Here is a 12,937-nt window from a genome sequence, read left to right as displayed (position 1 = left end):
GGGTGGGGGTGGTTGGAAGGCCGCCCCCAGGGAAGCGAGACGACGGCCATGGGGCATGGGCGCCCGGTGTGGAGTGCGCGGGCCACCTTCGCGGTGGTGCTGGGGCTGGTGCTGGCCTCGGGGGCCGCGTGGGCGCAGGACGACGGCGGCTTCCTGTCCGCCTTTGAACTGCTGGCGAGCGGTCCCGAGCTGGGTGGCAGTGACATCCCCCGGGACGTGCCCGCTCGCCGGAAGGCCGGGGCGTCGGTGGTGCCGCCGGAGGTGATGGCCCGGGTGCTGACGGAGGAGGGGCCCCGGCCGGTGCCCACGGCGTCCGCGGAGGAGTCCGGGCCGGTGGTGGCGCCGGAGGACGCCAGTGCGGCATCCCGGATGGCGCCGGAAGGGGGCCGGGTGTCGGAGCCCCGCGTGCGCCTGACGGACAGCGCGCCGAGGCCGCCGTTCAAGGCGCTGCCCGTGGCGGTCGCGGTGGTGCCCGGGCTGGTGCTGCACGGGCTGGGGGCGTGGTCGGCGGGGGACCCGGTGACGGCGCGGGGCCTGTTCGCGGCGGAGGCCATCGGGCTGGGGCTGATTGGCGCGGGGCTGGTGCCCATCGCGTTGACGGGCGCGTCGCGAAAGACCATCGGGCCGCTGTACGCGGTGACGCTGACGGGGGCGGGGGTGTTCTCCCTGTCGATGCTGGCGAACCTGTACGCGGTGACGTCGCCGGCGTTCGACCCGGGGCAGGTGCCGGACACGCTGCCGCCCCTGGAGTTCGACCTGGGCTACCAGTACGTGCACGACGCGACGGCGGAGTACCGGAACTTCTTCGCGCTGGGCGCGGTGGCGCGGCTGTCGGCGGTGCGGCTGGAGGCGTCCGCGAGGCTGGCGCCGGACGAGGGCAACACGTTGATCCGCGCGGGCGCGGCGTACCGGCTGTGGGGCGCGCCGGAGCGGAGGCCGGGGCTGGGGGACGGCACGTCGCTGGATGTGGAGGGCTTCGCGACGTACCACCGCTACCCGACGGAGGGCTTCACGCTGGGAGGCGGGGAGGTGGCGCTCAAGGGCCGCTACGCGATGGCGCGCTTCGGTCCGCGCTTCTCGGGCTCGTTCGTGGAGGGCGGCCTGGGGCTGTCGTTCCAGGGCTACAGCTATCCGGGGCGCGTGAGTGACGACAACCTGCACACCCAGCTGCTCTACACGTTCGGCTACGGCGTGTGGCTGGGGCGCGGCGGGCCGCTGCGGGGCGAGGCGGTGCTCTATTACGACCACCGCAAGGACGGGCTGGTGGGCGGGCTGCGCGGCCGGGGCGGCGGGATGATTGGTTCGTTCGGTGTGAGGGGGCGCGTGCTGCTGACGGAGCGCTGGGGCGTGGCGGCGGAGGCGCAGGCGGGTGGAGCGCTGATGGGGCGGCTGGCGCTGGTGTACGCGGTGGGAGGTGACACGTGAGCGGGACGCGTGAGGACGCGGTGGGCGTGCACGAGGCGGCGCGGATCCGCGGCGGATCCGTTGGCGCGCGTTCCTGGCGCGGAGTGAAGGCCCTGGGGGTCGCGGCGGCGCTGCTGTCCATGGGCTGCGTGCGCCCCAGCGAGGACCGGGCGGTGCGCGACACGCGCGTGGGACAGGCGCAAGCGGACGCGTTGACGGTGGAGGTGGAGGGCGGGCTCGCGTCGGTGCGGACGCTGGCGTCGGGGACGCTGGAGCTGTGGGGGCAGGCGCCGGTGTTCACCACGCGCGTCACCGCTGGAGCCGATGCGCGCACGGACTGGCTGTTCACGGTGCACAACGCGATGCCGGACGCGGCGCTGGAGGCGGTGGACGAATCGGGCACGCCGCTCACGGTGATGGCCCTGCCGGACGCGCACCCGACGATGAAGGCGTGGCGCGTGGCCCTGAGGCCGGGGACGACCATGCGGCTGACGGTGGCGCCGCCGGACTGGGACACGCGCGAGCCGTTCCGGTTCGCGGCGCTGGCGGACGTGCAGGAGGCGCTGTCGAAGGTGGGGGACATCTACGCGCGGCTGAACCAGGACCCCACGCTGCGCTTCATCTTCTTCGCGGGGGACCTGACGGAGTTCGGCACGCGCGAGCAGCTGGAGGAGTTCCAGCAGCGGCTGGAGGCGGACTCGCGCATCCCGCTGTACGCGACGCTGGGCAACCACGAGACCTTCACGGATGACGCGCGCGAGTACCAGCGGCTGGTGGGCCGCGCGAGTCAGCACTTCACCTTCCGGGGCGTGCACTTCAGCCTGGTGGACTCTGGCAGCAGCACGGTGGATCCGCTGGTGGAGGAGGCGCTGGACGGCTGGCTGGAGGAGGCGCGCGACGCGGTGCACGTGGTGGCGATGCACATCCCCCCGTTGGATCCGATTGGCGTCCGGGGCGGAGGCTTCGCGGTGCGCAACGAGGCTGCCGGGCTGGTGGGGAAGATGGCGAGGGCAGGGGTGGACCTGACGCTCTACGGCCACATCCACTCCTACTATTCGTATTCGAACGCGGGCATCCCGGCGTTCATCTCTGGAGGAGGCGGGGCGATTCCGGAGCGCTTTGATGGGGTGGGCCGGCACTTCCTGGCGGTGGACGTGGATCCGTCGGTGGGGGTGCGGGACGTGGGGCTGGTGCGGGTGGATTGATCAGCGGGGTCTTGACGGCGGATCCGGAGCCGACTTTCCGGCCTGTGGAAAGACCCCCTTGAAAGGGCACTGAACATCTGGGCAGATAGGCGCCGTTCAAACGCCTTGTGAGGAGGCCTGCCCATGTTCGATTCCCCCGAGAACGATTCCATCTCCCCTGCGCTGCGCGCGCTGCTCGAGCTGTTCGCCACGGACCTGGCGGACGTGAAGTTCCCGGACGTGGACACGGCGGTGTTGGGCGAGTCCGCGGCGCACGTGCGTGAGAAGGCGGAACTGGTGGCCCGGGCGCAGGCGGCGCTGGACGCGGCGAGGCACGCGCTGAACGAGAGCCAGGAGTCGCTGCTCCAGAAGGGGCAGCGCGCGCTGGCGTACGCGAAGGTGTTCGCGGAGGACGACGCGGACCTGGGAGCGAAGCTGGAGGCCATCCACCTGCCGCGTCCGGTGCGCAAGGCGGGCCAGACGCAGGCGGAGCCGGTGAGCGCCGCGCCGGGCAACGACGACAATGCCCCGCGCCGCCGCGGCCGTCCCCCGAAGCTGCGCCCGGTGGCGAACCTCTTCACGGACGGCGGCAACGGCCAGGACTCCGCGCAGGACGACGCGCCGGCGAGCCTCCAGTCGTAAGCCCGCAGTAAAGAAGACCGCGTGTCCCCGGTACGGCGTCCCGGGAGCACGCGGTCCTGGTTCACCGAAGGGCTAGTTCTTCGGGAACGCAGTCCAGCCGGTCAGCCAGTTGGTGGTGCCCACCGCGCCGACGAAGCGCGCGCTGGCGTCGAAGCCCGCGCCCGGCGTGGCCGCGTTGTCCGGGTTCAGCGCCGCGGAGCCCGCCGCCGGGGTGAAGTTCGGGGCGTCCAGGTTCAGCGCCGCCGTCAGCTGCGCGTCCACGACCTTGTTGTTCAGGCCCGTGGCCAGCACCTTCTCCGCCTCCGCGAACTTGCTCACGTCCGGATCCGTCACCGTGCCCGCCGCGTCCTTCTTCGGGTTCGGCGCGTTCGAGATGGAGGCGGTGTTGCCCTTGTTGTTCCAGAAGAGCGCGTTCTGGATGGAGAGCTCCGGGTTGGCCGCGTTCCACAGCGCCGCGGAGGCCGTGCCGTCCACGTCCACGGCCGTGTCCGCGAAGTTCGCCACGATGACGTTGCGCAGCAGGCCGCCCGCGCCCGTGTTGAACACCAGGCCCTCCTGCGCCGGGGTCGTGCCCGCCGCGCGGCCCGAGCCGATGAACGTCGCGTTCCAGATCTCCGGCATCGTGTGCGGCGTCGCGGCGTTGTCGTTCTTGTTGCCGGAGGCCTCGATGGCGCGGTTGCCCACCGTGGCGTTCTGCTGCACCACCAGGAACTGCACCTTGCCGCGCCAGCCCAGGTCGTAGTCCAGGCCGTCGTCGTCCGGCTGGCTGATGACGATGTGCTTCAGGCCCGCAGTGCCGCCGAACATCTCCACGCCGTCGTCCGCGCCCTTGTGCACCTGCACGTAGTCAATGTCCGTCGCGCTGCCGCACGCGCCCGTCGTCAGGCCGTTGAGCTCGTTGTCCTCGGCCAGCTCGTAGCCCGCGAACTCGATGCGCGCGTACTTCAGCTTGCCGCAGTCGTGCACGTCGTCCTGGCCGCCGTACTTCGTGCGCGTGTCACCGCTGGTGGCGAAGAAGCCCTCGATGGTGTTCTCGCCGCCGGCCACGTTGATGCGCGCCTTGCCCAGCAGCACCACGCCGCCCCAGTCCCCCGCCGCGCGCGTGCCCGCCGCCTGCGAGCTGGTGAAGACAATGGGCTTCTCCGCCGTGCCCACCGCGTTGAGCTTCGCGTCGCGGGTGATGACCAGCGCGCTGCCCGTGTCGCCCTTGATGGTGACGCCCGGCTCGATGGTGAGCGTGCCGCTCTCCACGAACACATAGTCCTTCAGCGTGTACGTCGTGCCGGCCTTCCACGTCGTGTCGCCCTGGATGCTGCCCTTCACGTCCTGCTCGGTGGCCTGCGGGTCGCCGCCGCCGTCCGGGTTGCCGTTGTTCTTGTCGTCGTCGTCGCCGCAACCGGACAGCAGGGCCAGGCTGGAGAGGGTGAGGACGGAGGCAAAGAGGCTCTTCATGTCGGTGCGTCCTTTCAGGGGGGGAATGGGAGCTACAGGGCCCAGCCGAGCGACGCGGTGAACGCCACGCCGGGCTTGTACGTCTGCACCGTCACGTCCCCCTGGCGGAGGGTGACGGACGCGTTGAGGAGGTTCGCGGCGGTCAGCTTCAGCTGCGTCGCGCCCAGCTTCTGGGTGAGGCTGATGTCCACGCGGTGGAAGGGCCGCTCGTACACGTCCGGCAGGCCCTGCACGCCGACCTCGCTGATGCGCTGGCCGTACACGTTGTAGAGCACGGCCACTTCCGTGCCGCTCTCCGGCCGCTCGTAGCCCACGTTGACGTTGATGACGTAGGGCGACTGGCCCTGGAGCGGACGGTCCTTGTTCGTCTGCGCGCCCAGCGCGGAGTCACCCAGGTCCACCTGCGACTGGATGAGCGTGAGGTTCGCGCCCACGCGCACCGGGCGCAGCGAGGGGCTGAAGCGCGCCAGCGACGTGCGCGCCTCCAACTCCACACCGTAGCTGTCCGCGCCCGCCGCGTTCTCGAAGCCCAGGTCGCCCGAGTCCGGGTTGCGGATGACGCGCTCGATGGGGTTCTGGAAGCGCTTGTAGAAGGCGCTCGCGGCCAGGACGTCGTTCTCTCCCACGAACCACTCGGCGCGGAGGTCCACGTTGTGGATGCGCGTCTCCAGCAGGTCGGGGTTGCCGGACACGTTCCGGCGGCGCACGAAGTCGAAGAAGATGAAGGGCGCCAGCTCGCGGAACGTGGGCCGCGCCAGCGTGTAGCTGTAGCCCGCGCGCAGGTTCACCTCCGGCGACAGCGCGTAGGTGGCGTTGAGCGACGGCAGCACGTCCAGGTAGTTGCGGTCCGCGCCGCCCGAGTCCGCCTCCACGCCGGTGAAGGGGTCCTTGAGCGTGAGCTGCTGGGCGGACGCCTCCAGGCGCACGCCGCCCACCAGGCGCAGCGGCTCCACGGGCTTGTAGTCCGCGGACACGTAGCCGGCGTAGATGCCCAGGAAGGCGTTGTAGGCGTCGTCCGCGCGCGTCGTCTCACGCACGCTGATGGAGGTGCCCACGTTCTCCGCGGAGAAGAGCTGCTCGGGGGACAGGGTGCGGTCCACCGGCTCGTCGTTGAGCAGGTAGCGGAAGCGGCGCGCGTTGAAGTCGCGGAAGGACACCTGCGTGAGGCCGCCCACCTTCACGCGGAGGTCGGAGCTGAAGGGCAGGGTGAGGTTGAGGCTGCCGCCGGTGGACGTCTCGCCCAGCTCCGCGAAGAAGCGCTCGCCGCTGTTGGGCTGGTTGGGGAAGGACAGCTGCGCGTCCGGGTTGTTGAGGGCGGCGCTGTAGAGCGTGTCGCGCGTGTCGGGTTCGTCGCGGTCCACGCGGGAGACGTTGGCCTGCCAGTCCACCTCGGAGTCACCCAGCAGTCCCAGGCGGTGGAAGCCGCGCAGCTGCGTGAAGGACAGCGCGCGGGTGATGAACTGGAGGCGGGTGCTGGCGTAGGTGTCGCCGCGCACGTTGTTGTTGCCGTTGGCGGAGTACGTGCGCGTGTCGGTGCCGCGCGTGTAGAGGCTGAAGAGGGTCAGCTCGTTATCGCGGTCGAACTGGTAGCCCAGGCTGGCCAGGCCGCTGAGGTTCGCGGTGGAGAAGCCCTGCGTGGTGCGCGCGACGTCCTGGGAGATGAGGCTGCCGGACTCGTCACGGGCCGCGCGGGCGAAGTCACCCGTCTGCACGCCGTCACGGTGGCCGTAGTTGACGGTGGCCAGGTAGCCCAGGCGCTGGTTGCCGAAGCGCAGCGTGTCACCCAGGGACGCGCCCAGGCCCAGGTTGGGGGCGGCGCGCGTGGTGCGCTTCTCCCAGACGTTGGTGAAGCTCTCCCACTGGCCTTCCAGCTGCTGCGCGGACTCGCCGCCCGCGCCCAGGCGATGGTCACGGGGGAGTGCGTCCGGCAGGGCGCGGTCGGAGGAGGCGAAGCCCAGCGTCTCACCGAAGCCGCCCTGCGCCTGTGAGTTGCGATTGCGGAAGGTGGTGACGGTGTCGCCGCCCAGGGTGAGGCGCGGCTTGAACTCGAACTGGGACGGGTAGGTGTTGGTCTCGATGAGGAGCGTGCCGCCGCCGAAGGTGCCCGGCAGGTCCGGCGTGTAGCTCTTCACCACGTTGAGGTTGGCGAGCAGGCTGGTGGGGAACAGGTCCAGTGGCACGCTGGGCTCGTCCGGCTCCGGGCTGGGCAGCAGCGCGCCGTTGAGGAGCGTGGTGGCGTAGCGGCCACCCAGGCCGCGCAGGAGCACGTAGCGGCCGTCCACCACCGTGGCGCTGACCACGCGCTTCACGGCGTCACCGGCGCTGGAGTCCGGCGTGCGGGCAATCTCCTGCGCGCTGATGGCGTCGGAGACGGCGGCGGCCTTCTTGCGGTCCTGGAGGAGGGCGCCCTCCGCGCGACGGTCGGAGCGGGCCTCGACGACGACCTCCTGCACCGCGCCCACGTCCGCGCTGAGCGCGACGTCCAGCTTCGTGGCCTTGCCCTGGGCGACGACGACGCCCGTGATGCGGCGGCCCTGGTAGACGTCGTAGAAGGCGCGCAGGTCGTACTTGCCCGGCGGCAGCGCGAGCCGGTAGTTGCCGTCCAGGTCGGTGAAGGCCTGCTTGTCGGCGCCCGTCACGACCTTCACGGTGGCCTCGATGAGGCCTTCGCCGTTGGCCTCATCCGTCAGCCGGCCGTAGATGCCGGTGAAGCCCGGGGGCGGCGCGGCGGATTCGGCCAGGGCCTCATCACCCATGGCGGCCTCGTCGGAAGCCGTGGCCTCCGAAGGCGTGGCACCGTCGGCCGGCGTCTCGGACTGCGCGGCCGGAGCGGAAGGATCCGCGGGCTGCTGACCGGGGGAGGCGGAAGGCGAAGGCGCGGCGGGCGCGGTGGACTCCGCGCCGGGCGCCTGCGCGAAGGCAGGCAGGGTGATGAGCACGAGTGACGCCACGAAGGCGCGCACGAAGTTCGAACGAGACAACACGGCTCTCCTTGCCGACAGCGACGCGCACTCAACGCGACGCCCGTGGCATTGGGATGAAGGGTTTGTGACGTCTGTGGCGGTGGCGGGAAAACTCGGCGTCACGAACCCGCGCGCGGCACACACCGCGCGCGGGGACACACGAGGCTCGCGCTCAGTCCGCGAGCCGGTCCGGGAGCACGGCGACGGTGATGTTCCCGCCCCGCGCCAGGTCCAGCACTTCCATGGCACTGCCGTACGGCACCGCGTCGCTCGCGTCGAAGAAGACGACCTTGTCCGCGCGCGCGTTCAGCATGCGTTGCAGCCGGACGACCACCTGGTCGCGCGGCACTTCCTCGTGGTTGATGCGCAGCGTTCCGGCCTTGTCCACCGTGAGCACCACGGGCGGCTTCGCGTCCGGCGGCGGAGGCGGCGTGGCCTCCGTCTTGTCCGGCTTCGCCGGCACGTTCATCCACAGGTTCTTGGTCATCAGCGGCGTGACGACCATGAAGATGATGAGGAGGACCAACACCACGTCCACCAGGGGCGTCACGTTCATCGTGGGGCGGACACCGCCGCCCTTGTTGCCACCGACGTCGAAAGCCATGGCGCGTGCCTCCCCTTACTGCTTCTTCCGGTCGATGACCTGGAGACTGATGCCCGGAAAGCCAATGTCCTGCATCGCCTTGAACACGCCGCGCACCTGCGCGTACGCCACGCCCCGGTCCGCCTTGAGCACCACGGGCGCGTCCGGCTTCGCCTGGTGCAGCGCCTTCAGCTCCACCACCAGCGCGTCCCGGGTCAGCTGCTTGCGGTCCAGGTAGAACGATCCGTTGGACGCCAGGCTCACCGTGGTGGGCTCCAGGTTCTTGTTCTCCGCGTCGGGGTTCATCGCCGCGGGCAGCTCCACCGCGGCGCCGGCCTCCAGCTGCGGCGTGACGACCATGAAGATGATCAGGAGGACCAACACCACGTCCACCAGCGGCGTCACGTTCATCTCCGGCGTGAGGCTCCTACGCGTGGCCGACATCGCCCGCCTCGGTCCGCGTGGAGACGACGTCCGAACCACTCGAGTGCGAAGCCGGGTGGGCCGCCACGGCGCGCTTGTCGCCGGCCATGTCCTCCAGGTGGTCCATGAACTCGCTGCGGGCCTGCTCCAGGGACAGCAGCAGCGCGTCCGCGCGGGTAGACAGGAAGTTGAACATCAGCACCGCGGGGATGGCGACCAGCAGGCCCAGCGCCGTGACGACGAGCGCCTCCGCGATGCCGGCGGACACCGCGCCCAGGCCGCCGGAGCCCTCCTTCGCGATGCCGGCGAAGGCCTCGATGATGCCCACCACCGTGCCGAGCAGACCGACGAACGGCGCCACCGAACCCACCGTGGCCAGCACCGACATGCCCCGGCGCACGTCCGCGGTGATGCGCTCGTTGATGCGCACCAGGTCGCGCCGCGTGAGCTCCACCGCGCCCAGCTTGCCGGCGGGGGCACGGGACTTCGCGAGGAACGTCTTCATGCCACCGCCCAGCATCATCGCCAGGTGGCTGCTCTTGCTGCCGTCCGCCTCCTTCACCAACGCGTCATGCTGCTGCTGCGCGAGCAGCGGACCCGCGCGGCCCGCGAACTGGCGGGACGCGGCGCGCGAGCGGAAGTAGACGAACAGGCGCTCGAAGAAGACCGCCAGCGACGCGACCGCGAAGGCGATCAGCGTCCAGGCGATGCCCAGGGCGAAGACGCCCATGTGCGCGTAGATTTCCTTGAGATTGAAGTTCATGGCGGTGGCTTTCCGGGAGGGGAAGGAAGGCGTCAGGACTTGAGGCGGAAGGGGACCTTGAAGATGCGGAAGACGGCGGTCGGCTGACCGGAGACGACGGCGGGCTTGAAGCGCCACATGCGCACGGCGGCCATCGCGGCGCTGGCGAAGGGCTCATCGCCGCGCATCACCTTGAGGCCGGTGACGCGGCCGTCGGCCTCGACGACGCCCTTGAGGATGACCAGCCCCTCCAGCCCCTTGGAGCGGGCGTCGGCGGGGTACTCGGGGATGAGGTTCGCGGCCAGCGGTTCCGGCGGCGTGCCCGTCTCCGGAAGGTTGATGGGCTGCGCGCGACCGCCGCCAATGGCCATGCCCTCACCGCTGCCGGTGCCACCCACGATACCGCCAGGGACGAGCGTGCCGGTGCCCCCGACGGCCATGGGCGCCGCGGCGACGACCTCCTTCTCAGCCTCGGGCGGCTTCTCGAGCGGCACCGCGTCCGGGGCCTTCAGCGGCGCGGGCGCGACGGTGGGCATCGCCGCGGGCGGAGGCGCTGCCTTCGCGACAGGAGGCGCGGCGCGGGGCGGAGGCTTCGCGACGGGTGGAGGCGGCGGGGGCGGCGGCTTCACCTCCACGACGGGAGGAGGCGGAGGCGGAGGAGGACGGAAGACGACGTCCACCTTCTTCTCCTTGATGACCTCCTTCACGGTGTTGGCCGCGGTCATCGCCGCCACGGCGATGAGTCCGAAGACGGCGACCGACGCGGTGGTAGAGAGCGCGAACCGCCGGGCGGCGGGGGCACTGGAGGCGCTGTCGAACGTTTCGAACATGACGGGGACGCATATAGCGACACCGTGTGTCACGAAGGTTCAGGCTCCGTGACACTTTGCCCCCGGCCATGTCTCGATTCGGTTACGGGCCGCGAGCGTTCAGAAATCCGCGCGGCAGGTGCGTCACGGTCTTGTCGGAAAGAACCGCCGTGGGCGTTCCGTGACGCCGCGTCTGCCACAACAGCGCGATCAGCAGCGCGGAGTACGCCACCGCGAACGGCCGGAAGAGCAGCACCCGCCGGGCCCACTCCGCCCCCAGCACCGCCTCCGAAACGCCCAGGCCGATGAGCGCGATGCCTGCCACGCACACCTGTCCCAGGCGCGAGCGTCCTTCCAGCGCCGCGCGGATCACCGGCCACGCGAGCAGGTAGTTCGCGCGCCACGCCAACGGTGACAACAGCGTGACGCCCAGGCAGCAGAACGCGAGCAGCTCCACGGGTCCGGGCCGCGCCCACACCAGCGCCACGACGAACAGCCCCAGCGCCAGGGCCTGCGCCCCGCTCATCGCGCCCGCGGGAGGCAGTGACTCCGGAGGCAGCACCAGCGACAGCAGCAGCGTGGGCAGGCCCTGCGGGTTGTGACCCAGCGCCCACGGCGGCGTGGTGCGCGCCAGGATCTCCGTCCAGTCACGCAGCTGTGCCAGCGTGCCCGTCCACCCGTAGCGGCCCAGCGTGGGCAGCACCAACAGCACGCCGAAGAGGGCCGTGGTCCCCACCACGCGCCAGTGCCTGCGCGCCAGGAAGAACAACCCCAGCAGCGCGGCCGGAGGCTTGAGCAGGCACGCGACGGCGAAGGCCGCGCCGGGGCCCCACACACGGCCCCGCTCCGCGCCCACGGCCGCCAGCACCAGCAACCCCAGCAGCACGGCGTCCACCTGGCCGTAGAAGATCTCGAAGGAGAACGCGGGCAGCAGCACCACGGTGGCCAGCACCGGAGCCCACGTCCACGGCGCCGCCTCTCCGGATGCGGGCGCCGCCCGACGGGTGAGCACGGACACGGCGCCGAGCGCGAGCACCGAGCCCAGGTTCCACAGCGCCACGGCCGCGCGCGGCGGCACGGCGGTGAAGGGCAGGAACAGGGGCGCGGTGACGGGCGCGTACTTGAACGGCATGGCGCCGTCCTCGGTGCGGTAGAGGTCCGAGCCTTCGCGGAAGCGTTCCGCGGCGGTGAGGTAGACGCGGAAGTCCACGCCGCGCCGGGGATGCTGCCCCACCGCCACGGCCGCCACGGCGAGCACCCCCAGCAGCGCCCACTCCACCTTCAGGGATGCGCGTTGGCGGAGGGGCTCAGCGGTGCTCATTCACGTCACGGGGCTCGGGAGGGCGCGCACCATTCCACGCGGGAGCGCCCCGCCGCAATCACAGCCCGTAGGCTTCCAGCAGCCGCAGCCACACCTCGCTCACGGTGGGGTACGACGGCACCGCGTGCCAGAGCGTGTCCAACGTCACCTCGCCCGCGACGGCGATGGTGGCCGCGTGGAGCATCTCCCCCACGCCAGGGCCCGTGAACGTGGCGCCCACGATGACCCGGCGCTGCTCATCCACCACCAGCTTGGCGGTGCCCTTGAGGTCCTTGCCCATGACGGAGGCGCCGGCCACGTCGCCCAGCTCGTACTGCACCGTCTTCACCGGCACGCCCGCCTTGCGCGCCTGGGCCTCGGTGAGCCCCACGCTGCCCACCTGCGGGTGCGTGAAGATGACCTGCGGCACGGCCTTCGCGTCCGCCCACGCCTTCGCGGGCTTGCCCAGGAGGACGTCGCCCAGAAGCCGCGCCTGGTACTTGCCCATGTGCGTGAGCAGGTTGCGGCCGTTCGCGTCGCCGCACGCATACAACCAGCCGCCGTCCACGCCCTGCGCGCGGAGCTGATCATCCACCTCGATGGACGCGCCGGGCTTGAGCCCCACCGTGTCCAGGCCCAGGTCGTCCGTGCGCGCGGTGCGGCCCATGGCCACGAGCAGCGCGTCCGCGCGCAGCGTGTCCCCGCCGGTCAGCGTGATGGTGTATTCGCCCTGCGCGCCGGAGCGCTGCACCTTGGTGGCCTGCGTCTCCAGCAGCACGCGCACGCCCGAGTCGCGCAGCGCCTGGGTCACCTGCTCGCCGACGAACGGTTCGAAGCGCTTGAGCACGCGAGGCCCGCGCTGCACCAGCGTCACCTCCGAGCCCAGGTCGCGCCACGCCTGCGCCAACTCAACCGCCTCCACGCCGCCGCCCAGCACCACCAGCCGGCCCGGCACCGCCTTCGCGCCGGTGCCCTCGCGGTTGTCCCAGGGCCTGGAATCCTTCAGCCCCGCGATGTCCGGCAGGCGCGGCTTGCTGCCGGTGGCGACGACGACGGCGTGCCTCGCCTCCAGCTCGCGCACCTTCCCCTCCTTGCCCGTGACGGCCACCTTGCGCGGGCCGGTGAGCCGGCCGTGACCGCGCACCACGGTGAGCTTCGCGCCCTCCGCCCACTTCACCTGGCCCCTGTCGTCGTAGCCGGACACCAGCTGGTCGCGGTGCTTGAGCACGGCGTCCGCCTTGAGCGGGCCCTGGATGAGCTCGCGCACGCCGGGCGTGTGCTGCGCGAGCCACAGCGTCTCGCCGGGATGCAAGAGCGCCTTGCTGGGCATGCAGGCCCAGTAGGAACACTCGCCGCCCAGGAGCTCCTGCTCCACCAGCGCGACCTTCAAACCCCCCGCCGCCGCACGCGCGCCCGCGTTCTCGCCCGCGGGACC

At 71.4% G+C, this 12,937-nt stretch carries 11 protein-coding genes; 3 read left to right on the top strand and 8 right to left on the bottom strand.

Annotated elements, in window-relative coordinates; all coding sequences use genetic code 11:
• Nucleotides 1-48: 48 nt before the first annotated feature.
• From D7W81_RS33385 to D7W81_RS33375, 3 genes are all read left to right on the top strand, one after another.
• A complete protein-coding gene (locus D7W81_RS33385; RefSeq protein WP_120559453.1) occupies nucleotides 49-1,425 on the top strand; it encodes a hypothetical protein in 1,377 nt (458 codons plus the stop codon).
• Nucleotides 1,426-1,544: 119 nt separating this feature from the next.
• A complete protein-coding gene (locus D7W81_RS33380) occupies nucleotides 1,545-2,609 on the top strand; it encodes a metallophosphoesterase family protein (protein WP_208721564.1) in 1,065 nt (354 codons plus the stop codon).
• A gap of 123 nt (nucleotides 2,610-2,732) precedes the next feature.
• Nucleotides 2,733-3,230, top strand: a complete 498-nt coding sequence (locus D7W81_RS33375; protein ID WP_120559452.1) for a hypothetical protein — start codon at nucleotides 2,733-2,735, stop codon at nucleotides 3,228-3,230.
• Between the two features lie 72 nt (nucleotides 3,231-3,302).
• On the opposite strand, the gene D7W81_RS33370 is transcribed toward D7W81_RS33375, so the two are convergent.
• The 8 genes from D7W81_RS33370 to D7W81_RS33335 form a co-directional block, all read right to left on the bottom strand.
• Nucleotides 3,303-4,682, bottom strand: coding sequence for a beta-helix domain-containing protein (locus D7W81_RS33370; RefSeq protein WP_120559451.1), 1,380 nt, complete (start codon nucleotides 4,680-4,682; stop codon nucleotides 3,303-3,305).
• A gap of 32 nt (nucleotides 4,683-4,714) precedes the next feature.
• Complete coding sequence (locus tag D7W81_RS33365) at nucleotides 4,715-7,666, bottom strand: TonB-dependent receptor domain-containing protein (RefSeq protein ID WP_120559450.1); 2,952 nt, start codon at nucleotides 7,664-7,666, stop codon at nucleotides 4,715-4,717.
• A gap of 151 nt (nucleotides 7,667-7,817) precedes the next feature.
• Nucleotides 7,818-8,249 (bottom strand): ExbD/TolR family protein, encoded by a 432-nt coding sequence (locus D7W81_RS33360; protein ID WP_120559449.1) that lies wholly within the window; start codon nucleotides 8,247-8,249, stop codon nucleotides 7,818-7,820.
• A 15-nt stretch (nucleotides 8,250-8,264) separates the two neighbouring features.
• Nucleotides 8,265-8,672, bottom strand: coding sequence for an ExbD/TolR family protein (locus D7W81_RS33355; RefSeq protein WP_120559448.1), 408 nt, complete (start codon nucleotides 8,670-8,672; stop codon nucleotides 8,265-8,267).
• On the bottom strand, nucleotides 8,656-9,414 hold the full coding sequence (locus D7W81_RS33350) for a MotA/TolQ/ExbB proton channel family protein (RefSeq protein WP_120559447.1): 759 nt from the start codon (nucleotides 9,412-9,414) through the stop codon (nucleotides 8,656-8,658). Before D7W81_RS33350 ends, D7W81_RS33355 begins: the two co-directional genes overlap by 17 nt.
• A 32-nt stretch (nucleotides 9,415-9,446) precedes the next feature.
• Entirely contained in the window at nucleotides 9,447-10,223 is a 777-nt protein-coding gene (locus D7W81_RS33345) for an energy transducer TonB (RefSeq protein WP_120559446.1), read from the bottom strand.
• Nucleotides 10,224-10,305: 82 nt separating this feature from the next.
• Entirely contained in the window at nucleotides 10,306-11,523 is a 1,218-nt protein-coding gene (locus D7W81_RS33340; RefSeq protein WP_120559445.1) for a glycosyltransferase family 87 protein, read from the bottom strand.
• 58 nt (nucleotides 11,524-11,581) lie between these two features.
• On the bottom strand, nucleotides 11,582-12,937 hold a 1,356-nt coding region (locus D7W81_RS33335), incomplete at its 5' end, for a dihydrolipoyl dehydrogenase family protein (protein ID WP_147445709.1).

The sequence above is a fragment of the Corallococcus aberystwythensis genome (assembly GCF_003612165.1).
Classification (GTDB): Bacteria; Myxococcota; Myxococcia; order Myxococcales; family Myxococcaceae; genus Corallococcus; species Corallococcus aberystwythensis.
The sequence above is the reverse complement of the archived record's forward strand: the minus strand, read 5'-3'. Positions and strand labels throughout refer to the sequence as shown.